Here is a 24,453-nt window from a genome sequence, read left to right on the forward strand (position 1 = left end):
AACACGGTGGCCGCGGCCTCGCCGCCGGCGCGGTTCATGGCTTCTGCTGCCCGGCCGAGCCCGGGTCGGTGTCGTCGCCGCTTCCCGGGACCGGCGCGCAGCGGAGGCGACGGAGCCGACCAGCGTGTTTCCCGCGTCCGGGTTCGCTGTCCCGCGCCCGCGTCTCGGTCCGCGCGTCGCGACGCTGCCCGCGCCGTGCGTCGTCGCCCACTCCGCCCCACCCGCCGTGAACTGCGCACAGTCGAAAAACGGCGCCGCGCGCGGGCGCGTAAGCGGTTGAACGTGGGGGAAAGTGGGGTAGTGTGGGTCGCGGCGGAGGGGTTCCTCCGTCGGGTAGTAGGCAGGGTCCGGCCGGGGCGTGGCGGGGGGTGTCGAGTGTTCCTCGGTACCCACACACCCAAGCTGGACGACAAGGGGCGGCTCACGCTGCCCGCGAAGTACCGAGACGAACTGGCGGGAGGGTTGATGATCACGAAGGGTCAGGACCACAGCCTTTCCGTCTTTCCGCGCGACGAGTTCGCCGCCCTGGCCGAGCGCGCCGCCGCGGCCTCGCGGAGCAATCCGCAGGCCCGGGCGTTCCTCCGGAGCCTGGCGGCGGGAACCGACGAGCAGCGTCCCGATGCGCAGGGCCGGATCACCCTGTCCGCCGCCCACCGCAAGTACGCGGGGCTCACGAAGGACTGCGTCGTGATCGGTGCCGTAAAACACCTGGAGATCTGGGACGCGGCGGCGTGGGAGCAATACCTCGCCGAGCACGAGGAAGAGTTTTCGGAAGCGAGAGACGAGGCCCTGCACGACATTCTGTGACCGGAACCGCAGCAGCGACCGCAGTGCCACCGCGGCGAGTGCCGCGAGGCCTCTGCCCGACAGCGACCCTGACACACTTCCCCAGTGCCAGGTTCGTGAAACGGAACCCTGACGTACTTCCCCAACGCCAGGTTTCCAGTTCGGACAGAGACCTCGATGCATTCGCCGCGGTCGTATCCGGAGGCGTGACTGCGAACCCCCCGACCGAAGCCACGATCCGATCGCCCACGAACCGAGCAGGACAACCGGAGGAAGAATGGCGGAGGGTCAGGACGCGGCGGCAGTTCCGGAGGCCGGGAGTCCGGAGAGCTTCGGTCACATCCCCGTCCTGCTCGGCCGCGCCGACGAACTGCTCGGCCCCGCCATCGATGCCGCCGGCCCGGGCGCGATCTATGTGGACGCCACCCTCGGTCTCGGCGGACACTCCGAGCACTTCCTGCGGACCTATCCGGGTGTGCGCCTGATCGGGCTCGATCGCGACCCCGAGGCCCTCGCCGTCGCCCGCCGGCGGCTCGCGCCGTTCGCCGACCGCACGCAGTTCGTGCACACCCGCTACGACGGCATCGCCGACGCCCTCGCCTCGTGCGGGCTGGATCGGGTCGGCTCCGTGCATGCGATCCTGTTCGACCTCGGCGTGTCCTCGATGCAGCTCGACGAGGCCGAGCGCGGCTTCGCCTACTCCCGCGACGCACCCCTGGACATGCGCATGGACCCCACCACGGGCGTCACCGCGGCCGACGTGCTCAACACCTACAGCCACGGCGACCTCGCCCGCATACTCAGCACCTACGGGGAGGAGCGGTTCGCCGGGAAGATCGCCTCGGAGATCGTGCGGCAGCGGGCGAAGACGCCGCTGCGCACGAGCGGGGAGCTGGTGGAGCTGCTGTACCGGGCGATTCCGGCCGCGTCCCGCCGCACCGGCGGCCATCCCGCCAAGCGCACGTTCCAGGCGCTGCGGGTCGAGGTCAACGGGGAACTCGACTCGCTGCGCGCCGCGATCCCGGACGCCCTGGACGCTCTCGCCGTCGGGGGACGGGTGGTGTTCATGTCGTACCAGTCCCTCGAGGACCGCGTGGTCAAGCAGATTCTCACCCCGCTGACGAAGTCGAAGAGCCCGGAGGGGCTCCCGGTGGAACTTCCGGGTACCGGGCCCGAATTGCGGATGCTCACCCGCGGGGCGGAACGGGCGACGGAGCAGGAGATCGAGGCCAATCCGCGTTCGGCGCCCGTGCGCCTGCGTGCCGCGGAACGAATCGCCAGGAGGTAACCGATGACCGTACAGGTGGCAGCACCTGCTCGCCGTCCGGCTCGATCCACGGCTGCGCAGCGGGCGTATCAGCGGCGCAGCCGTCGCACGGCGCACCTGACCCCGGACACGGCGACTCCCGCACCGGCTCGCCGCGGCGGTAGTGTGGCGGCGCGAATTCCGTTCGTGGCCACCATTATCGGTCTCCTCGGCATCGGCATGGCCGTAACCCTGCTGCTGACCACGCGCGCCGCGGAGGACTCCTACCAGCTCAGCGCCGCACGCGACTACAACCAGCGCCTGATCCAGGAGCGCGCCGTGCTGCAGCGCGACGTCGAAACCGGCAACTCGGCGCCGGTGCTGGCGATGCAGGCTGCAAAGCTCGGCATGATCCCCACCGGCGAGGTCGCGCGCCTGGTCGTCGGCGACGACGGCGGTGTGCGCGTGGTGGGAACCCCGGCCCCCGCCGAGGGGGCACCGGCCGCGCCGCTGAACCCCCCGGCGGCCGATGACCGGACCCGGGCCCAGCTTCCGCCGCTCGCGGGTAGCGCGGGGAGCGAGAACCCGCGGCCGCTGACCCCGTCCGCCGGCACCGACCGGGCCGCCGCGCCGTCGGCCGGCGCCGCGGGTGAGGCCCCCACCGCGACGACCCCGGGCGCCGCGCCGTCCGCTGCGGCGGCGGTGCCGCCCGGGGCTGCGGCGGCGGTGCCGCCCGGGGGTACTGCGGCGGTGCCGCCCGGGGGTACTGCGGCGGTGCCGGCCGGGGCTACTGCGGCGGTACCGGCCGGGGAGCCTGCCCCGGCATCCCCGGACGCCACGCCGTCGCCCGGCAATGCCGGGGCCGCGCCCGGTCAGCCGGAACAATTGGTGCCCGTGACCCCTGCGACGCACGCCGAGGACGGGCGCCGGTGAGGCGAGGGACCCCACCGTCTTCCCGGCCGGTCCGCGGCCGCCCTGCTCCTTCCCGCCGGCCGGCGCCCGCCCGGCGCACCCGCCCGCGCAAGGCCTCCGGCGGAGCGGACACCACCGGGTTCCGGTTCCGCTACCGGTACGGGCGCGCAGTCATGTTCCTGGCCCTCGGGGTCGCGGCCGTGCAACTGCTGTGGGTTCAGGTCGTCCAGGCGCCGCAGCTGACCGCCGAGTCGGCCAGCCAGCGCACGACGCGGCTCGTCGAGCCCGCCACCCGCGGCACCATCGCCGACCGGAACGGCAGTCCGCTGGCCTACACGATGGAGGCGAAGGCGCTCACCTTCCAGCCCGTCCGCGTCCGGCGAGAGCTGGACGAGGCGCGCGCCGCGGACCCGACGCAGCCGGAGACCGACGCGTATCTGGAGGGTCTCGCGAAGGCGATCCACGAGGCGCTCGGCGCGGCCGCCCCCGAGGACGAGATCCTCGACAAGCTGCGCAGCGACGAGACCTTCGTCTATCTGGCGCGCGGCGTCGATCCGGCCGTGGCGACCTCGCTCGTCGACGAGTACGACAAGGTCGGTCTCGAGCGTCAGGACATCCGGCTGTATCCCGGCGGCTCGCTCGCCGCCAACCTCGTCGGCGCGACGGGCTGGGACGGGCACGGCCTCCTCGGTCTCGAAGATTCCATGGACTCCGTGCTCGCCGGCACCGACGGCTCCTCGACGTACGATCGGGGCTCCGACGGCGCGGTGATCCCCGGCAGCTGGCGCGATCAGCAACCTGCCGTCGACGGTTCCGCGGTGGAACTGACCATCGACTCCGACGTCCAGTACTACGTGCAGCAGCAGGTGCAGCGCGCCAAGGACCTGTCCGGGGCGAAGAACGCGTCCGCCGTCGTGCTCGACGCCCGGACCGGCGAGGTCGTCGCCATGGCCAACGACGGCACGTTCGACCCGTCGATCGGGGTCGGCAACAACCCGAAGGACGCCGAACTCGGGAATCCCGCCGTCAGCACCCCCTTCGAGCCGGGGTCGGTGAACAAGATCGTCACCGCGGCCGCCGCGATCGAGGACGGCCTCACCACCCCCGACGAGGTGCTGCAGGTGCCCGGCACGATCCGCATGGCCGGCGTCACCGTCAAGGACGCGTGGGACCACGGCGTCGTGCCCTACACCGCCACCGGTGTGTTCGGGAAGTCCTCCAACGTGGGGACCCTGATGCTCGCGGAACGGGTCGGTGAGGACCGGTTCGCGCAGATGCTCGGCCTGTTCGGCCTCGGGCAGCGCACCGACGTGGGCCTGCCGGGCGAGTCCGCCGGCAGCGTGCCGAGCCGCGAGCAGTGGTCCGGCGGCACCTTCGCCAACCTGCCGATCGGGCAGGGCCTGTCGATGACGCTGCTCCAGATGGCAGGGATCTACCAGGCCATCGCCAACGACGGCGAGCGAATCCCGCCGCGCGTCGTCCGGGCGGTCGTCGCACCCGACGGCACCCGCACCGAGACACCCCGGCCGGACCCGGTGCGGGTGGTCAGCCCGCAGACCGCCGCCACCGTGCGCGACATGTTCCGCGCCGTGGTGCAGGACGACACCGGGAACCAGCGCGGCACCGGCACCCCGGCGGCGATCGAGGGCTACCAGGTCTCCGGCAAGACCGGCACCGCCCAGCAGGTCGACCCCGCATGCAAGTGCTACTCGAACTCGAACTACTGGATCACCTTCGCGGGGATCGCGCCCGCCGACCGCCCCCGCTACGTGATCGGCATCATGCTCGACGCGCCCACCCGCAGCGCCGACGGCAGCGGCGGGCAGTCCGCCGCACCGCTGTTCCACACGATCGCCTCGTGGTTGCTGCAGCGCGAGGGCGTGCCGCTGTCGGCGGACCCGGGCAGCAAGCTGATCCTGCAGGTGGACTGAGCCGCGCGGGTGCGGTCGATCGCCGAGCACGTGTCGGTGGCACCGCCGCCCGTCGGTAACCTGACACGTCGGTACCGTGACACCGCGGTCGAGCCCCGGTGCTCGGGAACAGCGCGGCCGCGGGAGTAGAGGAACGGCAGGAGACACTGCCGCGGAGCGAGAGGAGCCTGGTGCCTGTGCCGTCGAGTCCGGACCCGTCCCCGCCGGGAGGCGGCCTGAGACCCGAGCATCCACCGGTGACGCAGCTCCGCGACCTCGCTGCCGCCGTGGGCGCCACCGTCGGCACCGTCGCACCGGGCGCCACGACCTCCGCCGCGGGCATCCCGGTGTCCGTGACCGGCGTCGACCTGCGGGCCCAGGGTGTGCAGCCCGGCGACCTGTTCGCCGCACTCCCGGGCGCCCGCGCGCACGGCGCCGAATACGCCGCGGAGGCCCTGGAACGGGGTGCTGTCGCCGTCCTCACCGACGCCGCCGGATGCGAGCACCTCGCCGCCGTCGTCACCCGCCCCGTGCCGGTGCTGGTCCATCCCGATCCGCGGTCGGTCCTCGGCGTCGTCTCCGCCGCCATCTACGGCGACCCGTCGCAGCACATGCAGGTCGTCGGCATCACCGGCACCTCCGGCAAGACCACCAGCGCCTATCTGGTCGAGGCGGGGCTCGCCGCCGCCGGGCGGGTCACGGGCCTGGTCGGCACCATCGAGACCCGCCTCGCGGGCCGGCGGGTCCCCAGCGCGCTCACCACCCCCGAGGCCCCGCAGCTGCACGCCCTGTTCGCGGCCATGCGCGAGCAGGGCATCGACACCGTGGTGATGGAGGTCTCGAGCCACGCCCTGTCCCTGGGGCGGGTCGCCGGGGTCCGCTTCGCGGTCGGTGCCTTCACGAACCTGTCCCAGGACCACCTCGACTTCCATCGCGACCTCGACGACTACTTCGGGGCGAAGGCCCGGCTGTTCGCGGCGGACTCGCCCGTGCGGGCCCGCCGTGCCGTCGTGTGCATCGACGACGAGTGGGGCGTGCGGATGGCCGGGATCGCCCGGGCCGCCCACCCTGCGGAGCCCGAGGCGGTGCGCACCGTCGCCACCACCGGAACCGCCGACTGGACGGCGACGGCGGTCCGCACCGAGCCGTCCGGCTCCCAGGTGTTCACCCTCGCCGGGCCCGACGGCACCGCACGGCGCGTCGCGGTGCGCCTGCCCGGCCACTACAACGTCGCCAACGCCGCCCTCGCCGTCGCGGTGTGCGCGGCGGTCGGGGTCGACGTCGACGCCGCGGCCGCCGGCATCGCCGACGTCGACGTACCCGGACGGGTGGAGCGGGTCGACCGCGGGCAGGGTTTCCTCGCCGTCGTCGACTATGCGCACAAGCCGGCTGCGCTCGAGGCCGTTATCGCGACGTTGCGCGGACGGGCGGCCGGCGGCCGGCTCGCCGTCGTCGTCGGTGCGGGCGGCGACCGCGACCACGGCAAGCGTCCGCTCATGGGCGACGTCGGAGCCCGTGGGGCGGACCTGCTCGTCGTCACCGACGACAACCCCCGCACCGAGGATCCGGCGGTCATCCGCGCCGCGCTGCTCGCCGGTGCCCGCGCCGTCCCCGAACAGCAGCGGGGGGAGATCCGCGAGATCGGTGACCGGGCCGCCGCCGTCGAGGCGGCCGTGCGCTGGGCACGCCCGGGCGACATCGTCCTCGTGGCAGGCAAGGGCCACGAGACCGGCCAGGAGATCCACGGGGTCAAGCACCCCTTCGACGACCGCGAAGTGCTCGCCGCGGCCATCGACCGGTTCGCCGGCGCAGGTAGCGAGCAGTACGGAGGCACCGAATGATCCCGATGACACTCGCCCGCATCGCGGAGGTGGTCGGTGGGACACTGCACGACGTCGACGACCCGGCCATCGAGGTGACGGGCACCGTCGAGTTCGACTCCCGCAAGGTCACCCCGCGCGGGCTGTTCCTGGCGCTGCCGGGGGCCCGCTCCGACGGGCACGACCACGCCGCCGACGCCATCGCCGCCGGCGCCGCCGCGGTGCTCGCCGCCCGACCGGTGGGTGTGCCCGCCGTCGTGGTGCCGCCGGTGCCGCCGGTCGAGACCAACTCGCTGGCCTTCGAACACGACCCCGACGGCTCGGGTGCCGCCGTCCTCGCCGCGCTGGGTGCCCTCGCCCGCGCCGTGGTCGACGAGCTCACCGCCGCCGGGCTGACCGTCGTCGGCGTCACCGGATCCGCGGGCAAGACCTCCACGAAGGACCTGCTTGCCGCGGTGCTCGCGCCGCTCGGCCCGGTCGTCGCCCCTCCCGGCTCCTTCAACAACGAGCTCGGGCATCCGTGGACGGCGCTGCGCGCCACCACCGACACCCGATTCCTGGTGCTGGAGATGTCGGCCCGCGGACCCGGGCACATCGCCGCCCTCGCCACCGTCGCGCCGCCCCGCATCGGGGTGGTGCTCAACGTCGGCACCGCCCACCTGGGGGAATTCGGTTCCCAGGAGGTCATCGCCCGGACGAAGGGGGAGCTCGTCGAGGCCCTGCCGGCCGCCGAGGAGGGCGGCGTGGCGATCCTCAACGCGGACGACCCCCTGGTCGCCGCGATGGCACCGCGCACCCGCGCCCGCGTGGTGCTCGTCGGCAGCGACCCGGCCGCGCAGGTCCGGGCCACCGACGTCCACCTCGACGAGCACGCCCGTCCCACGTTCACCCTCGTCGTGCGCGACGACGGCACCGAGCGCCGCACCACGGTCACCCTCGCGGTGCACGGCGAGCACCACATCGGCAACGCCCTGGCGGCCGCGGCCGTCGCGCTCGAGTGCGGCGCCACGCCCGAGCAGGTCGCGACCGCGCTCGGCGGTGCCGGCGCGGTGTCGGCGCACCGTATGGACGTGCGCACCCGTGCCGACGGCGTCACCGTCGTCGACGACGCGTACAACGCCAACCCGGACTCGATGCGGGCGGCGCTCAAGGCGCTGGTGACCATGGCCCGCGCCGGCGACAGCCCGCGCCGGACCTGGGCGGTGCTGGGGGAGATGGGCGAACTCGGTGACGAGTCCGTCGTCGAGCACGACGCCATCGGCCGGCTCGCGGTGCGCCTGGACGTCACCCGCATCGTCGCGGTCGGCGCGACCCGCCCGGTCCGCGGTCTCTACCAGGGTGCGGTGATGGAAGGATCCTGGGGCGACGAGGCGAGCCACGTCCCCGACGCCGCCGCCGCGATCGAGCTCCTCGAGCGCGAGCTGCGGCCCGGCGACCTGGTACTGGTCAAGGCCTCGCAGTCCGTCCGGTTGTGGACGGTGGCGGAGGCGATCCTCGCAGGAACGGCGGGTACGGCAGGAACGGAAACGGAGGCCGCACGGTGAGACAGATCCTCTTCGCCGCGGGAATCGCACTGGCGGTGTCGATCCTGCTGACGCCGGTGCTGATCAAGGCATTCTCGCGGCAGGGATTCGGTCAGGAGATCCGCGTCGAAGGACCGCAGAGCCACCAGTCCAAGCGCGGCACACCGACCATGGGCGGCGTCGCGATCCTCGCCGGCCTGTGGGCCGGCTACTTCGGTGCGCACGCGATCGGCCTGGCCTACGAGGGGGCGGAGGGACCGTCGGCCTCGGGTCTGCTCGTGCTGGGCCTGACCACCGCCCTCGGCGGCGTCGGCTTCCTCGACGACTTCATCAAGATCCGCAAGCAGCGCAATCTGGGCCTGAACAAGACCGCCAAACTGGTCGGCCAGCTCGTCGCCGCGGTCGCGTTCGGCATCCTCGCCCTGCAGTTCCGCAACGGCGACGGACTCACCCCGGGCAGCACCCACCTGTCCTACGTGCGCGACATCGCCACCGTCTCGATGGGCGCGGTGGTGTTCATCCTCTTCGTGTACCTGCTCGTCAGCGCGTGGTCCAACGCGGTCAACCTCACCGACGGCCTCGACGGGCTCGCCGCCGGGTCGATGAGCCTCGTGCTCGGCGCCTACGTGATCATCACGTTCTGGCAGTACCGCAACTCGTGCGTCGCCGACCCCGGCAAGGGCTGCTACGACGTGCGGGACCCGCTCGACCTGGCGCTGCTGTGCGCCGCCGGCGCCGCCGCGTGCATCGGCTTCCTGTGGTGGAACGCCGCCCCCGCGAAGATCTTCATGGGCGACACCGGCTCGCTCGCCCTCGGCGGCATGCTCGCGGGCCTGTCCGTCACCACGCGCACCGAGCTGCTCATGGTGGTCATCGGCGCCCTGTTCGTCGCCGAGGCGGCGTCCGTCGTCATCCAGGTGGCGGTGTTCCGGTCCAGCCGGCGTCGCGTGTTCCGGATGGCGCCGTTCCATCACCACTTCGAGCTCGGCGGCTGGGCGGAGACGACGGTGATCATCCGGTTCTGGTTGCTCGCCGCCATCGCGTCGGCCATCGGCATGGCCCTGTTCTACAGCGAATACCTAGCGGCGATCGGGGACTGACACCGTGACAGACGAACTGCGCCGCCAAGACCTGGACCGGCTCCGCGGCGCCCGCGTGCTCGTCGCCGGCGGCGGGATGTCCGGTCGTGCCACCCTCGCCCCCCTCAGCGACCTCGGCGCGACGGTGACCGTCACCGACCGCGACCCGCAGGCCCTCGCGCGCTGCCGTGAGCTCGGCGCCGACACCGTCGATCTCGACGACCTCGTCGCGGACGCGTCGTCGCTGCACGAGTATGCGCTGGTCGTGACGAGCCCCGGCTTCGCGCCCGACGCGCCGCTGCTCTCGCACGCCGCCGGCGCCGCCGTGCCGATCTGGGGCGACATCGAGCTGTCCTGGCGCATCGACCGCGCCGAGATCTACGGCCCGCCGCGGCGCTGGCTCGTCGTCACCGGCACCAACGGCAAGACCACGACGACGACGATGCTGCAGTCGATCCTCGAGGCCGCCGGGCTCGCGTCCGTGGCGTGCGGCAACATCGGCCTGCCGGTCCTCGACGCGCTGCGCCGCGCGGACCCCCGCGCCGACGTCCTCGCCGTGGAACTGTCGTCGTTCCAGCTGCACTGGGCGCCGTCCGTGCGGCCCGAGGCCGGCGTGATCCTCAACATCGCCGAGGACCACCTGGACTGGCACGGCGGGATGGCGGGCTACATCGACGCCAAGGCACGGGCGCTGTCCGGCACCGTGGGGGTGCTCGGCCTCGACGATCCGATCGCCGGGGGCCTGCGCGACCGGTCCCGTGCCGTCGTCACCGTCGGCTTCACGCTCGGCTACCCGCAGCCCGGTGAGCTCGGCATCAGTGGCGACGTTCTGGTCGACCGGGCCTTCGCCGACTCGGCGGTGCTCGCCTCGGTCGTCGACGTGACCCCTGCCGGGCCGGCCGGCCTGTCGGATGCGCTCGCCGCCGCCGCGCTGGCCCGCGCGATCGACGTCCCCGCCTCCGCGGTGCACGACGGTCTGCGCCGGCACCGGGTCGGTCCGCACCGCGCCGCCCCGGTCGGCACCGTCGGCGGCGTGGAGTACGTCGACGATTCGAAGGCCACCAATCCGCACGCGGCCCGCACGTCGCTGCTCGCCCACGACCGGGTGGTGTGGGTGGCCGGGGGCCTGCTCAAGGGCGCCCACGTCGACGACCTGGTGGCGGAGGTCGCACCCCGCCTCGCCGGGGTGGTGCTGCTCGGCCGCGACGCCGACCGCATCGCCGACGCGCTGGCGCGACACGCCCCCGAGGTCCCCATGGTCCTCCTCGACACGCGCGACGATGGGCAGATGAGCACGAGCGAACCGAGGACGGCCCCGGCTGCGGCGCGCCGGGTGGCGCTGCCGGGGGCGGACGGACCCGCGGCCATGCGGGTCGCGGTGCGTGAGGCGGCGTCGCTGGCGACGGCGGGCGACACCGTGCTGCTGGCGCCGGCCGCCGCGTCGCTGGACATGTTCGCCGACTACGCGCAGCGTGGTCGCGCGTTCGCCGCCGCGGTCGAGGAGCTGCGCGGGGGCGGGACGGGGCAGTGAACGCCCCACAGCCCGCCGACGGGACGGCGCGGAACCGGGTCGGGCTGTGGCTGGCCCGGCCGCTGGCCTCGTTCCACCTGATCGTCACGATCGCGGTGCTGCTCACCGTGCTGGGCCTGGTGATGGTCCTGTCGTCGTCGAGCGTCGAGGCCGTCGCCACCAACGGCTCGGCCTACGGCCTGTTCACCTCGCAGGCGATCTTCGCCGCTCTCGGCCTGGTCATCTTCTATTTCGCCCTGATCGTTCCGGTGCGGGTGCTGCGCCGGTTCTCGTTCCCGGCGTTCGCGGTCACCGTCGTGCTGCTGGTGCTGGTGCTCATCCCCGGCATCGGCACGCTGTCCCAGGGCACCCGGGGGTGGTTCGTCATCGCCGGCGTGTCGCTGCAGCCGTCGGAGCTGGCCAAGATCGCCATCGCCGTGTGGGGCGCGCACCTGCTGGCGTCGCGCCGCGGCGACCGCTCCAGCGCCCGCGAGATGATGGTTCCGCTGGTCCCGGCGACCCTGGTGGTGACCCTGCTGATCATCCTCCAGCCCGACCTGGGCACCACCGTCTCGCTCGCCATCATCGTCCTCGCGCTGCTCTGGTTCGCGGGTCTGCGGCTGCGGGTGTTCCTGACGATCGTCGGTACCGCCGCCGGCCTGGCGGTGCTCCTCGCGCTGACCGCCGGGTACCGGTCCGCGCGGGTGCGGGCCTTCTTCAACCCCGGCGCGGACCCGCAAGGCATCGGCTATCAGGCCCGTCAGGCGAAGTTCTCCCTGGCCGACGGCGGGTTCTGGGGCCGTGGGCTCGGGCAGAGCCGCGCCAAGTGGAGCTACCTGCCCAACGCACACAACGACTTCATCTTCGCCATCATCGGCGAGGAGCTCGGCTTCCTCGGCGGCCTGGCGGTGATCGGCCTGTTCGGTCTGTTCGCCTACGCCGGCCTGCGGATCTCGCTGCGATCGGTGGATCCGTTCCTGCGGCTGCTCACCGCCACCGCCACCACCTGGATCATCGGGCAGGCCTTCATCAACATCGGCTATGTCGTCGGGTTGCTGCCCGTCACCGGCCTGCAGCTTCCGCTCGTCTCGGCCGGCGGCACCTCCACCGCGACGACGCTGCTGATGTTCGGCCTGATCGCCAACGCGGCGCGGCACGAACCCGAGGCCGTCGCCGCCCTGCACGCCGGGCAGGACGGCCGCTTCGGGCGGCTGCTGCGGCTGCCCAAGCCGGAGCAGTACACGCCGTCGCGCGGTGAACCCGTGCGGCTCGACGCCTCCCGGCGTGCCGACCCCGGCCGGATCGAGGCACGCCGGGCCGGCACCGCCGACCGGGGCGGCGGCACGGCGACCCGGGAGCGGCAGACCCCACGGGGCCGCACGCCGCAGGAACGCGCCCGCGGTCAGGGCCGCGCGGCGCAGCCCGCCGCCCCGCGGGACCAACCCCCACGGCAGCCGCGGCGCCGCGCGGGCACGACGACGAACAGCAGAGACGGACGAACCGGAGAGCGAGGAAACCGTAGGTGAGCGGCGAGCAGTCTGCCCTGTCCGTGGTGGTGGCCGGGGGTGGCACCGCCGGGCACATCGAGCCGGCCCTCGCGGTCGCCGACGCGATCCGCCGGCTGGTGCCGACGGCGACGATCACCGCGCTGGGCACCGAGCGGGGGCTCGAGACCACCCTCGTGCCGCAGCGCGGGTATCCACTCGAACTGATCCCGCCGGTGCCGCTGCCCCGCAAGCTCACCGCCGACCTGGCCAAGCTGCCGGCGCGGGTCCTCGCCTCGGTCCGCCGGACCCGCGAGGTGCTCGACCACACCCACGCCGACGTCGTCGTCGGATTCGGGGGCTACGTGGCGCTGCCCGCCTACCTGGCCGCCGGTGCCGGACCGCTGCGCCGCCGGCGCCGCATCCCCGTCGTCGTGCACGAGGCCAATGCCCGCGCCGGTATCGCCAACAAGATCGGGGCCCTGCGCGCCGAGCGTGTCCTGGCCGCCGTCCCGGGTTCGGGGATCGTGCGCCGCGGCGACGCCGAAATCGTCGGCATCCCGGTCCGGTCGTCGATCACCGGGCTGGACCGGGCGGCGCTGCGGGCGCAGGCGCGGGCGCACTTCGGGCTCCCCCCGGAGGGGCCGGTGCTGCTGGTGTTCGGTGGCTCGCAGGGCGCCCGTTCGCTCAACGAGGCCGTCTCGGGAGCCGCCGGTCCGCTCGCCGCGGCGGGCATCGCCGTGCTGCACGCCCACGGCCCGAAGAACACCCTCGACGTGCCCGCACGTCCCGAGCACGACCGGTATCCCTACGTCGCCGTGCCCTACCTGACCCGGATGGACCTGGCGTACTCCGCCGCCGACGCGGTGATCTGCCGCTCCGGGGCGATGACCGTCGCCGAGGTGTCCGCGGTCGGCCTGCCGGCGGTGTACGTGCCGCTGCCGCACGGCAACGGGGAGCAGGAACTCAATGCCCGGCCGGTGGTGGCGGCGGGAGGTGGAATGATCGTGGCGGACGAGGAACTGACGCCGGCGTTCGTGGCCGATGCGGTGATCCCCCTGCTGCGCGACGCAGCCCGCCTGACCGAGATGGGACGGCGTGCGGCAGGGGCGGGCCACCGCAGCGCCGCCGCCGAGGTGGCGCGGATCGTGCTGGACGTCGCAGGCGTGGAAGCGAACAGGAGTGATCGGTGAGCGAGCAGCTGCCCCCGCAGCTCGAGCGGGTGCACATGGTGGGTATCGGCGGGGCCGGGATGTCCGGCATCGCCCGGATCCTGCTCGCTCGCGGCGGGAAGGTCTCCGGATCGGACGCCAAGGAGAGCCGCGGCGTGCTGGCGTTGCGCGCGCGGGGGGCCTCGGTGCGCATCGGACACGACGCGAGCGCGCTGGATCTGCTCGAGGGCGGCCCCACCGCCGTGGTGACGACGCACGCCGCGATCCCCCAGGACAACCCCGAGCTGGTCGCCGCCCGGGAACGCGGCGTTCCCGTCCTGCTGCGCCCGGCGGTGCTGGCGGCCCTGATGCGCGGGCACCGCACCTTCCTGGTCGCCGGCACGCACGGCAAGACGTCGACGACGTCGATGCTGGTGGTGACGCTGCAGCACTGCGGCTTCGACCCGTCCTTCGCGGTGGGCGGCGAGCTCAACGAGTCCGGCACCAACGCGCACCACGGCAGCGGCGACGTGTTCGTCGCCGAGGCCGACGAGAGCGACGGCTCGCTGCTGCAGTACGACCCCGACGTGGTGATCGTGACCAACATCGAGGCGGACCACCTCGACTTCTTCGGCACGGAAGAGGCATACGTGCGGGTGTTCGACGAGTTCGTCGACCGCATCGCCCCCGGCGGGCTGCTCGTGGCGTGCCTCGACGACCCCGGCTCGGCCGCCCTGGCGCGGCGGGCGACGGCCCGTCGCGCCGACGACCTGCGGATCACCGGATACGGCACGGCGGCAGTGGTGGGCGACCGCGCCGAGGTGGACGGCGTGCCGGTCGGCGTGCGGCTGCTCAACTGGGAGGCCAAGGACGTCGGGGGAGTCGCCGAGTTCCACCTCGCCGACGAGGCGGCGCCGCGCACGGTGCGGTTGTCCGTCCCCGGCCGGCACATGGCCCTCAACGCGCTCGCCGCACTGCTCGCCTCCCTCGAGGCGGGCGCCCAGGTCGAGGAGGCCGTCGAGGGCCTGGCCGGCTTCGGGGGCGTGCACCGGCGATTCCAGTACAGCGGCCGCGAGCACGGCGTGCGGGTGTTCGACGACTACGCCCACCATCCCACCGAGGTCCGCGCCGTCCTCGCCGCGGCCGCGGAACTGGTCGCCGGCGAACCGGTCCGCTACACCGAGACCGGCACCGAACGACCCCGCGTGATCGTCGTCTTCCAGCCGCACCTGTACTCGCGCACCGAGACCTTCGCCACCGAGTTCGGTGCGGCCCTCGACCTCGCCGACGAGGTCGTGGTGCTGGACGTCTACGGTGCGCGGGAGGAGCCCCGGCCGGGCGTGAGCGGAGCCCTCGTCGCGCGATCGGTGTCCAAGCCCGTGCACTACCAGCCGGATCTGTCCCTCGTGCCGCGGCAGGTCGCGCGGCTGAGCCGTCCCGGCGACGTCGTGATCACCATGGGCGCCGGCGACGTGACCATGCTCGGGCGCCAGATCCTCGACGCATTGCGCAGCAAGCCGGGCCGGCTGCGGCCGGGGGCTCCTGCCGGACCGGGGCCGGTCGGGTCGTGACGCCCGCCTCCGCCACCCGCACCCGGCCCCGCCGGGCGGCGCGGCCCGCGCGACGGCCGTCGGGCCGGTCCGTGCGGGTGCGGACCGTGCTGATCGGCGCGGCGGTGGTGGCGGCCGTGCTCGGACTGATCGCGGCCGCCTGGCTGTCCCCGCTGCTGTCGGTGCGCAACGTGGAGGTCGTCGGCGCGACGGCGATCCCGCAGGACGAGGTGCTGGCCCGCCTCGAGCTGGCGGAGGGCACGCCGCTGCTGCAGGTCGACACCGCGGCGGCGGCGCAGCGGGTCGCCACGTTGCCGCGGGCCGCGTCGGTGCGGGTACAGCGCGTGTACCCGTCCACCGTGCGGGTCACGGTGACCGAGCGGGAGGCGGTGTTCTTCGTCGACGCGCCGGACGGCACCCACTCGCTCGACGCGGACGGGGTGGACTTCGCGGTCGAGCCGCCGCCCATGCTGACCCCGCGCCTCGTCACCCCCGGCCCCGGTCCCGGCGATCCGGCGACGGCCGCGGCGATCGAGGTGCTCGAGGCGCTGCCGCCCGAGCTGCGCGTCCAGGTGGGCGAGGTGGCCGCTCCGTCGGCGTCGGAGGTCTCGCTCACGCTGCACGACGGCCGGATCGTGGTGTGGGGTGGGGTGGAACGCTCGGAGCGCAAGGCGCAGGTGGTGCTGCCGCTGCTCACCCAGCCCGGCCGGACCTACGACGTGGCGGGCCCCGACCTGCCGACGGTGCGATGACGGCGCGGACGGCGATCGAGGCACGGCGACGAAAATCGTGACCGCCGTCGGCGCGCCTGCTGGCGGATCGCCGCCACCGTGCCATAGCGTTTCGCAGCAGTCGAGATACTTGACATAACCATCGACCTGTGGTTGAGGGTTTGTCCGTACCTCACCCGATGATGATCGAAGCGTGACCGATTTCTCAGGAAGGCGAGAGCCCATGACGCCCCCGCACAACTACCTCGCCGTAATCAAGGTCGTCGGTATCGGCGGTGGCGGCGTGAACGCGGTCAACCGCATGATCGAACAGGGACTCAAGGGAGTCGAGTTCATCGCGGTGAACACCGACGCCCAGGCCCTGCTCATGTCCGACGCCGACGTCAAGCTCGACGTGGGCCGTGAACTCACCCGGGGGCTCGGCGCCGGCGCGGATCCCGAGGTCGGCCGCAAGGCCGCCGAGGACCACAAGGACGAGATCGAAGAGGTGCTCAAGGGCGCCGACATGGTCTTCGTCACCGCCGGCGAGGGCGGCGGGACCGGCACCGGCGGCGCGCCCGTGGTCGCGAGCATCGCCCGCAAGCTCGGTGCGCTGACCGTCGGCGTCGTCACGCGGCCGTTCTCGTTCGAGGGCAAGCGCCGCGGCGGCCAGGCCGACACGGGCATCCAGACCCTGCGCGAGTCCTGCGACACCCTCATCGTCATCCCCAACGACCGGCTGCTGCAGCTCGGCGACGCCGCCGTCAGCCTCATGGACGCGTTCCGCTCCGCCGACGAGGTGCTGCTCAACGGTGTCCAGGGCATCACCGACCTCATCACCACCCCCGGCCTGATCAACGTCGACTTCGCCGACGTCAAGGGCGTGATGTCCGGCGCCGGCAGCGCGCTGATGGGCATCGGTTCCTCCCGCGGGGAGGGCCGGGCCATCAAGGCCGCCGAGGCGGCGATCAACTCGCCGCTGCTCGAGGCGTCGATGGAAGGCGCGCGCGGCGTGCTGCTGTCCATCGCCGGCGGCTCCGACCTCGGCCTGTTCGAGATCAACGAGGCGGCTTCGCTGGTGCAGGAGGCCGCCCACATCGACGCGAACATCATCTTCGGCACCGTCATCGACGACTCCCTGGGCGACGAGGTGCGCGTCACCGTCATCGCGGCCGGGTTCGACGGCGGCACCCCGGCGCGGCGTCCCGTGGAATCGGCCCCGCCGACCACCGCAACGCGCGGCGGCACCATCGGCGCGGGACGTGCCGGCGACGTCGGCCGCCCGGAGCGGGAGCGGGCCGAGGAGATGCCGGCGCGTGAGCAGCAGCCCGTCGCGGGCAGTTCGCTGCCGCCGATCGGGTCTGCGCAGCCGGCACGGCCGGTGGAGGTCGACGAGGACGGCGACGACGACGTCGACGTGCCGATCTTCATGCGCCGGTGACGGTGGCACAGTCGGCTCTCCGGGCGCGGCGGGTCGTCACCACCCGCGCCGGCGGCGTCTCCGCCCCGCCCTACGACTCGTTCAATCTCGGTGACCACGTGGGTGACGACCCGGCGGCGGTCGAGGCGAACCGTCGCCGCCTCGCCGCGGCGATCGGGCAGCCCTACGAGCGGCTGGTGTGGATGGAGCAGATCCACAGCCGCAACGTCACCGTCGTGGACGGCCCGGTCGACGGCCCGGTGCCCGCGACCGACGCCCTGGTCACGCGCGAGCCCGGCCTCGCGCTCGTCACCCTGAGCGCGGACTGTGTGCCGGTGCTGCTCTCGGACGAGGAGGCGGGCGTGATCGCCGCGGTGCACGCGGGCCGGATCGGCGCCCGCGTGGGCATCGTTCCCCGCGTCCTGGACACGATGGTCGAGCTCGGTGCGCACCGCGAGCGCATCGGCGCGTTCCTCGGGCCCGCCGCGAGCGGACGCCGGTACGAGGTGCCCGCCTCGATGCAGGCCGACGTGGAGGCGCACCTGCCCGGCAGCGCCACCCGCACCGTTCGGGGCACGCCCGGGCTGGACCTGCGCGCGGGGCTGCGCCGGCAACTGCGCGCGCACGGCGTCGTGGCGGTCGCGGAGGATCCCCGGTGCACCATCGAGGATCCGACGTTGTTCAGTCATCGCCGTCAGGCGCCGACCGGACGGTTGGCGGCGGTGATCTGGCTCGAGGCCGTATCGGCCACCGGTGCCGGAGGTGGCCGGTGAGCGCAGCGGATCCCGGCGCGCGGCGCGCCGAGATCGCGGACGGGCTGCGGCGGGCACGCGAGCGGCTCGACGCCGCGGCCCGGGCCGCCGGCCGCGACCCGGCGGAGATCGCCCTGCTGCCGGTGACGAAGTTCTTCCCGGTCTCCGACGTGGAGATCCTCTACGGACTCGGGTGCCGGGCCTTCGGCGAATCCCGCGAACAGGAGGCCGCCGCGAAGGTTGCCGAATTCCGTTCGCGTACAACCGATCCCGCTGTCGCATGGCACATGATCGGCCGGCTGCAGCGCAACAAGGCGCGTGCCGTCGCCCGCTGGGCCCACACCGTGCACTCGGTCGACAGCGTCCGGTTGGCGCACGCACTGGACGCCGGTGCGCAGGCCGCGCAGGAGTCCGGCGACCGCGAGACGCCCGTACGGGTGCTGCTGCAGGTCAGCCTCGACGACGATCCGCAGCGGGGCGGGGTGAGCGCCGCGGACCTGCCCGCACTCGCGGACGAGGTCGCCGCCGCCGGCGGACTCGAGTTGCGGGGCCTGATGGCGGTGCCGCCACTGGGATGGGACCCGGACGCCGCATTCGAACGGCTCGCCGGTCTCCACAGCGGGCTGCGCTCAGATCATCCCGAGGCCACCGAACTGTCGGCCGGCATGTCCGGCGACCTCGAGGCGGCGGTGCGATGGGGTTCGACATGCGTGCGTGTCGGAACCGCGGTGTTGGGCTCGCGGCCGTTAGCCTGAGTGTCGACCGCCGCGCGAGGAAGGTTGATCCATGAGCTCACTCCACAAGTTCAAGGCGTACTTCGGGATGGTGCCGCTCGAGGAATACGAGGACGACTACCTCGACGACCCCGCGAGCGCCCGCCGTGAGCGCGACCGGGAGTACGACGAGCCGCCGTACGCCGGCGGTGGTTACGGCCCGTCGCACCGCGACGAGTACAAGGCGGCGCGCCGGGAGGACGCCGGCCGCGACTTCGAGCCGGACGGCTTCGATCGCTACGAGCCCCCCGTGCGGGCGGCCCGCGTGGAGCCGATCACGGCCCGCGCACCGCGCCCGACCCCGCCGCCGGCCCGCGCCGCCGCGCGGTCGTCGCTCGGCTCCGAGGGCCGGCTCGAACGGTCCGAGGCCCGTCGCGGCGCACTGTTCGACGAGGGAGGCCCGTTGTCGAAGATCACCACGCTGCGTCCCCGGGACTACGGCGAGGCCCGCACCATCGGCGAGCGGTTCCGCGACGGCACCCCGGTGATCATGGATTTGGTGGAGATGAGCAACGCCGACGCCAAACGGCTCGTCGACTTCGCCGCCGGGCTGGCCTTCGCGCTGCGCGGCTCGTTCGACAAGGTCGCCACCAAGGTGTTCCTGCTCTCCCCGGCGGACATCGACGTCTCCGCCGAGGAGCGCCGCCGGATCGCGGAGACGGGGTTCTACAACCAGCAGTGACCTGAACCCGCAGCGGCGGTTCCGGCACGGTCGACGCCCGGTGCCCGGTGTACAACACCGGACGCCGGGCGTTTCGGTTTGGCTCGATCCGCCGTCGTCGGGCAGAGTGGGCGGGTGGCCGTATTCGAGGTGCTCTGGTTCCTGCTGTTCATTTTCTGGCTGCTGCTGATCGGCCGGATCATTGTCGAGTTCATCCGGACGTTCGCGCGGGACTGGAAGCCGACGGGATTCGTCGTCGTCGTTCTCGAAGCAATCTTCACGGTCACCGATCCGCCGGTGAAACTGTTGCGCCGGCTCATTCCTCCGCTGAATCTCGGGGGAGTGCGACTGGATCTGTCCATCATGGTGCTGCTGTTCATCGTCTACTTCCTGATGGCGTTCATTCCCCGAGGTGGGACGCTCTGAGGGCCGACACCTGCTCGGACGATCCGCGCGAAAGCCGCCCTGTGCCAGAATGGGGTGCCAGTTACAGTGAGTTTGATACGCGTGACGCACTGTGGATATAACTGAATGCTTGCTTGACCGCTCACACGACGCGTGAAGGGATCCTTCCATGCCGCTGACCCCAGCTGATGTGCACAATGTCGCGTTCAGCAAGCCGCCGATCGGAAAGCGTGGCTACAACGAGGACGAGGTCGACGCGTTCCTGGATCTCGTCGAGCAGGAACTGACCCACCTGATCGAGGAGAACGCCGACCTGCGGCAGCGGGTGGCCGAGCTCGACCAGGAGCTCGCCGAGGCCAAGAAGGGTGCCCGACCCGGCGCGGCGGCACCGGCCCAGCCGGCCAAACCGGAGCCCGCTCGCGTCGTCGAGGCGCCGAAGCCGCCGGAACCCGCTCCGGCGCCGGCGCCCGCACCGGCCCCCGCACCGGTTGCGGCCGCACCGGCCTCCGGAGACGCGAGCATGCAGGCCGCCAAGGTCCTGGGCCTGGCCCAGGAGATGGCGGACCGCCTCACCGGCGACGCCAAGGCCGAGGCCGAGGAGCTGCTGCGCAACGCCCGCACCAATTCCGAGCAGCTCATCTCCGATGCGCGCACCCGCAGCGAGGCGATGATCGCCGACGCGCGGCAGAAGTCCGAGGCGATGCTCGCCGACGCCCGCACCCGCTCCGAGACGCAGCTGCGCCAGGCCAAGGAGAAGGCCGACGCGCTGCAGGCGGACGCCGAGAAGAAGCACACCGAGATCATGGCGACGATCAACCAGCAGCGCTCGGTGCTCGAGGGCCGCATCGAGCAGCTCAAGACCTTCGAGCGCGAGTACCGGGTGCGCCTGAAGTCCTACCTCGAATCTCAGCTCGAGGAGCTCGAACAGCGCGGTTCCGCCGTGCCGGTCGACGGTGGCCAGGAGGCGTTCAATCAGTCGAACTCCTCGTTCGGTTCCACGTCCTTCGCCAAGGGCAACAGCTGATCGAGGCGGCGGTCCGATGGTCGGGTTCCGATGAGGGTGCGCCGTGCTGGTGGTGACTCTCGCCCTTGCAGCCGTCGGCTTCGGCATGCTCGTCGTGGCCCTCATGACGGGGTCCGTGCTGTGGGCCTGGGGTTGCATCGTCGTGTGTGTGGTGGGCGCGGTCCTGTTGCTGATCAGCGCATTGAGTGGCAAGCGGACCGCGCCCCCGACGACGACGGGATCCGAGCCGAGACGGCGCCGCGAGGGACGCGATCCGAGCGAGTGAGCGCGGCGGCATAGAATAGTCCGAGAACAGTTTGCAGTGCTTTCCCCCGGCAGCCGCCGGGGACGGCGTCGATCCGGCCATCACCGGGGAGCCTTCGGAAGAACGGCCGTGCCGACCGGCACGACTCAGTAGAACCGAACGGGTGGGCCCGTCACAGCCCGAACGAGAGGCCCGTCCGGCCGGCAGAGCCCGGAGGGACGGTGCAAGCGGGGTGGTACCGCGGTTGCCGGCGCACAGGGCGCGGCGATCGTCCCCGTGCCGGACACGTCTAGGCACGAGGAGTCACGCTGTGACGAAGAGCACCCCCGACCGCCCGCAGGCCCCCGACGCACCGACCGGCGGATACCCGCGCGTCGACTACGGGGTCGCCAAGGACTCGGGCATCGACTTCCCCGAGCTCGAGGTGAAGGTCCTCGACGGGTGGGCGAAGGACGACACCTTCCGCGCCTCGGTCGCGAATCGCGACGGCGCCGACGAGTTCGTCTTCTACGACGGCCCGCCCTTCGCGAACGGCCTGCCCCACTACGGGCACCTGCTCACCGGCTACGTCAAGGACCTCATCCCGCGCTTCCAGACGATGCGCGGCAAGAAGGTCGAACGGCGCTTCGGCTGGGACTGTCACGGCCTGCCCGCCGAGCTCGAGGCGGAGAAGCAGCTCGGGATCAAGGACAAGTCCGAGATCGACACGATGGGGCTGGCCGAGTTCAACGCCTACTGCAAGACGTCGGTGCTGCGGTACACCGGGGAGTGGCGCGACTACGTCACCCGGCAGGCCCGCTGGGTGGACTTCGACAACGACTACAAGACCCTGGACCTCGACTTCATGGAGTCGGTCATGTGGGCCTTCAAGCAGCTCTACGACAAGGGCCTGATCTACCAGGGCTTCCGGGTCCTGCCGTACTCGTGGTACGAGCAGACCCCGCTGTCGAACCAGGAGACCCGGCTCGACGACGCCTACAAGATGCGTCAGGACCCGGCCGTCACCGTCGACATGGTGGTGCGCGCACCGGGCAGCGAACTCGACGGCGCCAACGCCCTGATCTGGACCACCACGCCGTGGACGCTGCCGTCCAACCTCGCGATCGCGGTGCACCCCGACATCACCTACGTCGCCGTCCGCGTGGGCGAGGGTGACGACGCGAGGACGTATGTGCTCGCGGAGGACCGACTCGGTCACTACGCCCGCGAGTTCGGCGACGAACCCGAGGTGCTGGGCCGGTACACCGGCGCGGACCTCGTCGGCCTGGCCTACGAGCCGCCGTTCGACTTCTTCGTGGGCCGGGAGAACGCCCACCGGATCATCGCGGCCGACTACGTCACCACCGACTCCGGCACCGGAATCGTCCACCTGGCACCGGCCTTCGGTGAAGAGGACATGGAGTACTGCCAGCGCAACGGCATCGAGCTGGTGCAGCCGCTCGATCCGGGCGGAAAGTTCACCGCCCTCGTTCCGCCCTACGAGGGTCTGCAGGTCTTCGACGCCAACCCGGTGATCATCAAGGACCTCAAGGCCGCCGGAAAACTGTTGCGGCACGAGACGATCGAGCACTCCTACCCGCACTCGTGGCGGTCCGGCCGGCCGCTGATCTACATGGCGGTCCCGTCGTGGTTCGTCGCCGTGACCCGGTTCCGGGACCGCATGGTGGAGCTGAACCAGCAGATCACCTGGGTGCCCGAGCACATCCGCGACGGCCAGTTCGGCAAGTGGCTCGAGGGTGCCCGCGACTGGAACATCAGCCGGAACCGCTACTGGGGCAGCCCCATCCCCGTGTGGGTCTCGGACGATCCGGCCTACCCGCGCGTCGACGTGTACGGCTCCCTCGACGAGCTCGAACGCGACTTCGGGGTGCGGCCGAGCGACCTGCACCGGCCGATGATCGACGAGCTGACCCGCCCCAACCCGGACGACCCGACCGGGAAGTCGACGATGCGCCGCGTCCCCGAGGTGCTCGACTGCTGGTTCGAGTCGGGGTCGATGCCGTTCGCCCAGGTGCACTATCCGTTCGAGAACACCGAATGGTTCGACTCGCACTATCCCGGCGACTTCATCGTCGAGTACAACGGTCAGACCCGCGGCTGGTTCTACACCCTGCACGTGCTCGCCACCGCGCTGTTCGACCGCCCCGCGTTCAAGACCGTCGCGGCCCACGGCATCGTGCTGGGCGACGACGGGCTGAAGATGAGCAAGTCCAAGGGCAACTACCCCGACGTCAACGAGGTGTTCGCCCGCGACGGCTCCGACGCCATGCGCTGGTTCCTGATGTCCTCGCCCATCCTGCGCGGCGGCAACCTCGTCGTCACCGAGCAGGGCATCCGCGAGGGCGTCCGGCAGGCGCTGCTGCCGCTGTGGAACGCGTGGAGCTTCCTGCAGCTGTACGCGTCCAAGCCCGGCACGTGGCGCACCGACTCGCCGCACGTGCTCGACCGGTACATCCTGGCCAAGCTCGCCGCCACCCGCGACGCCATCACCGACGCGCTCGAGGTGGTCGACATCGCCGGAGCATGCGACGAGCTGCGTACCTTCAGCGACGCCCTCACCAACTGGTACGTGCGCCGCTCCCGCAGCCGGTTCTGGGACGAGGACGCCGACGCGATCGACACCCTGCACACGGTGCTCGAGGTCGTCAGCCGCCTCGCCGCCCCCATGCTGCCGCTGGTCACCGAGGTGATCTGGCGCGGCCTGACCGGCGGCCGCTCCGTGCATCTGGCGGACTGGCCGGCCGCCGGGGACCTGCCGGCCGACCCGGCCCTGGTCGAGTCGATGGACGAGGTCCGCTCGGTGTGCTCGACGGTGCTGTCGCTGCGCAAGGCCCAGAAGCTGCGCGTGCGGCTGCCGCTCCCGCAGGTCACCGTCGCCGCCCCCGAGGCGCACCGGCTGCAGCCGTTCGCCGAGCTCGTCCAGGACGAGGTCAACGTCAAGTCGGTCGAGCTGACCGAGGACGTCGATGCGCACGGCCGCTTCGAGCTGGTCGTCAACGCCCGGGCCGCGGGACCGCGCCTCGGCAAGGACGTGCAGACGGTGATCAGGGCCGTCAAGGCCGGGGACTGGTCCGAGGCGGCCGACGGCACCGTCACGGCCGCCGGTATCGCGCTGCTGCCGGAGGAGTACACCACCCGCCTGGTCGCGGCGGAGCCGGAGTCGACGGCCGCGCTGCCCGGCGGCGCCGGCCTGGTGGTGCTGGACTCCACGGTCACCGAGGAGCTCGAGGCCGAGGGCTGGGCGAAGGACCGGATCCGCGAGCTGCAGGACGCGCGCCGCAACCTGGGCCTGGACGTCTCGGACCGCATCTCCGTCGTGTTCGAGGTGCCGGCCGACCGCGCCGACTGGGCACTGCGGCACCGCGAGCTCATCGCCTCGGAGGTGCTCGCCACCAGCTTCGAACTCGCGCCCGCCGGGGACGGGGCGCTCGACCTCGGTGAAGGGGTGCGCGCGGCCATCGTCAAGGCATGAGCGTCCCGGTGACCGGGGTGC

At 72.5% G+C, this 24,453-nt stretch carries 20 protein-coding genes; all 20 read left to right on the plus strand.

All coding sequences use genetic code 11. The features are described from left to right. Positions 1-375 precede the first annotated feature (375 nt). The 20 genes from mraZ to ileS all read left to right on the plus strand — a co-directional run bounded on the left by mraZ (position 376) and on the right by ileS (position 24,432). Positions 376-807 carry a division/cell wall cluster transcriptional repressor MraZ gene (mraZ, locus tag G6039_RS22970; protein WP_010594381.1) on the plus strand — a complete coding sequence of 144 codons (432 nt, stop codon included), beginning with the start codon at positions 376-378 and terminating at the stop codon, positions 805-807. A gap of 256 nt (positions 808-1,063) precedes the next feature. After that, positions 1,064-2,074, plus strand: coding sequence for a 16S rRNA (cytosine(1402)-N(4))-methyltransferase RsmH (rsmH, locus tag G6039_RS22975; RefSeq protein ID WP_006933391.1), 1,011 nt, complete (start codon positions 1,064-1,066; stop codon positions 2,072-2,074). Positions 2,075-2,239: 165 nt separating this feature from the next. Then, the gene (gene ftsL / locus G6039_RS22980; RefSeq protein ID WP_377446551.1) at positions 2,240-2,965 is read left to right on the plus strand and encodes a cell division protein FtsL; all 726 of its coding nucleotides are present in this window, start codon (positions 2,240-2,242) and stop codon (positions 2,963-2,965) included. Next, complete coding sequence (locus tag G6039_RS22985) at positions 2,917-4,875, plus strand: peptidoglycan D,D-transpeptidase FtsI family protein (protein ID WP_373867513.1); 1,959 nt, start codon at positions 2,917-2,919, stop codon at positions 4,873-4,875. The genes ftsL and G6039_RS22985 overlap by 49 nt, the downstream gene beginning before the upstream one ends. A gap of 176 nt (positions 4,876-5,051) precedes the next feature. Then, positions 5,052-6,695 carry a UDP-N-acetylmuramoyl-L-alanyl-D-glutamate--2,6-diaminopimelate ligase gene (locus tag G6039_RS22990; protein ID WP_196813359.1) on the plus strand — a complete coding sequence of 548 codons (1,644 nt, stop codon included), beginning with the start codon at positions 5,052-5,054 and terminating at the stop codon, positions 6,693-6,695. Continuing rightward, positions 6,692-8,218, plus strand: coding sequence for a UDP-N-acetylmuramoyl-tripeptide--D-alanyl-D-alanine ligase (locus G6039_RS22995; RefSeq protein WP_029544181.1), 1,527 nt, complete (start codon positions 6,692-6,694; stop codon positions 8,216-8,218). The genes G6039_RS22990 and G6039_RS22995 overlap by 4 nt, the downstream gene beginning before the upstream one ends. Continuing rightward, positions 8,215-9,297, plus strand: coding sequence for a phospho-N-acetylmuramoyl-pentapeptide-transferase (gene mraY, locus G6039_RS23000; RefSeq protein WP_003934158.1), 1,083 nt, complete (start codon positions 8,215-8,217; stop codon positions 9,295-9,297). Before G6039_RS22995 ends, mraY begins: the two co-directional genes overlap by 4 nt. Positions 9,298-9,301: 4 nt before the next feature. Continuing rightward, on the plus strand, positions 9,302-10,807 hold the full coding sequence (gene murD, locus G6039_RS23005; protein ID WP_029544179.1) for a UDP-N-acetylmuramoyl-L-alanine--D-glutamate ligase: 1,506 nt from the start codon (positions 9,302-9,304) through the stop codon (positions 10,805-10,807). After that, positions 10,804-12,312 (plus strand): putative lipid II flippase FtsW, encoded by a 1,509-nt coding sequence (ftsW, locus tag G6039_RS23010; protein ID WP_006933403.1) that lies wholly within the window; start codon positions 10,804-10,806, stop codon positions 12,310-12,312. The genes murD and ftsW overlap by 4 nt, the downstream gene beginning before the upstream one ends. After that, positions 12,309-13,463 (plus strand): undecaprenyldiphospho-muramoylpentapeptide beta-N-acetylglucosaminyltransferase, encoded by a 1,155-nt coding sequence (gene murG, locus G6039_RS23015; protein ID WP_006933407.1) that lies wholly within the window; start codon positions 12,309-12,311, stop codon positions 13,461-13,463. The genes ftsW and murG overlap by 4 nt, the downstream gene beginning before the upstream one ends. A 35-nt stretch (positions 13,464-13,498) precedes the next feature. Next, positions 13,499-14,992, plus strand: coding sequence for a UDP-N-acetylmuramate--L-alanine ligase (gene murC / locus G6039_RS23020; protein WP_206531274.1), 1,494 nt, complete (start codon positions 13,499-13,501; stop codon positions 14,990-14,992). Next, the gene (locus tag G6039_RS23025; protein WP_006933410.1) at positions 14,989-15,723 is read left to right on the plus strand and encodes a cell division protein FtsQ/DivIB; all 735 of its coding nucleotides are present in this window, start codon (positions 14,989-14,991) and stop codon (positions 15,721-15,723) included. The genes murC and G6039_RS23025 overlap by 4 nt, the downstream gene beginning before the upstream one ends. A 202-nt stretch (positions 15,724-15,925) precedes the next feature. Continuing rightward, positions 15,926-17,122 (plus strand): cell division protein FtsZ, encoded by a 1,197-nt coding sequence (gene ftsZ / locus G6039_RS23030; protein WP_006933411.1) that lies wholly within the window; start codon positions 15,926-15,928, stop codon positions 17,120-17,122. Further along, positions 17,119-17,874, plus strand: a complete 756-nt coding sequence (gene pgeF, locus G6039_RS23035) for a peptidoglycan editing factor PgeF (RefSeq protein ID WP_006933412.1) — start codon at positions 17,119-17,121, stop codon at positions 17,872-17,874. The genes ftsZ and pgeF overlap by 4 nt, the downstream gene beginning before the upstream one ends. Further along, positions 17,871-18,608 (plus strand): YggS family pyridoxal phosphate-dependent enzyme, encoded by a 738-nt coding sequence (locus G6039_RS23040; RefSeq protein WP_043801958.1) that lies wholly within the window; start codon positions 17,871-17,873, stop codon positions 18,606-18,608. Before pgeF ends, G6039_RS23040 begins: the two co-directional genes overlap by 4 nt. Before the next feature lie 31 nt (positions 18,609-18,639). Continuing rightward, entirely contained in the window at positions 18,640-19,308 is a 669-nt protein-coding gene (locus G6039_RS23045) for a cell division protein SepF (RefSeq protein WP_006933414.1), read from the plus strand. Between the two features lie 114 nt (positions 19,309-19,422). Then, positions 19,423-19,713, plus strand: coding sequence for a YggT family protein (locus G6039_RS23050; RefSeq protein WP_003938221.1), 291 nt, complete (start codon positions 19,423-19,425; stop codon positions 19,711-19,713). Between the two features lie 148 nt (positions 19,714-19,861). Next, the gene (wag31, locus tag G6039_RS23055; RefSeq protein WP_043801962.1) at positions 19,862-20,716 is read left to right on the plus strand and encodes a DivIVA-like cell division protein Wag31; all 855 of its coding nucleotides are present in this window, start codon (positions 19,862-19,864) and stop codon (positions 20,714-20,716) included. Between the two features lie 43 nt (positions 20,717-20,759). After that, positions 20,760-20,981 carry a hypothetical protein gene (locus G6039_RS23060; RefSeq protein WP_006933419.1) on the plus strand — a complete coding sequence of 74 codons (222 nt, stop codon included), beginning with the start codon at positions 20,760-20,762 and terminating at the stop codon, positions 20,979-20,981. A gap of 289 nt (positions 20,982-21,270) precedes the next feature. After that, the gene (gene ileS, locus G6039_RS23065; protein WP_006933421.1) at positions 21,271-24,432 is read left to right on the plus strand and encodes an isoleucine--tRNA ligase; all 3,162 of its coding nucleotides are present in this window, start codon (positions 21,271-21,273) and stop codon (positions 24,430-24,432) included. Positions 24,433-24,453 lie beyond the last annotated feature (21 nt).

The sequence above is a fragment of the Rhodococcus aetherivorans genome (genome assembly GCF_011058165.1).
GTDB lineage: Bacteria > Actinomycetota > Actinomycetes > Mycobacteriales > Mycobacteriaceae > Rhodococcus > Rhodococcus aetherivorans.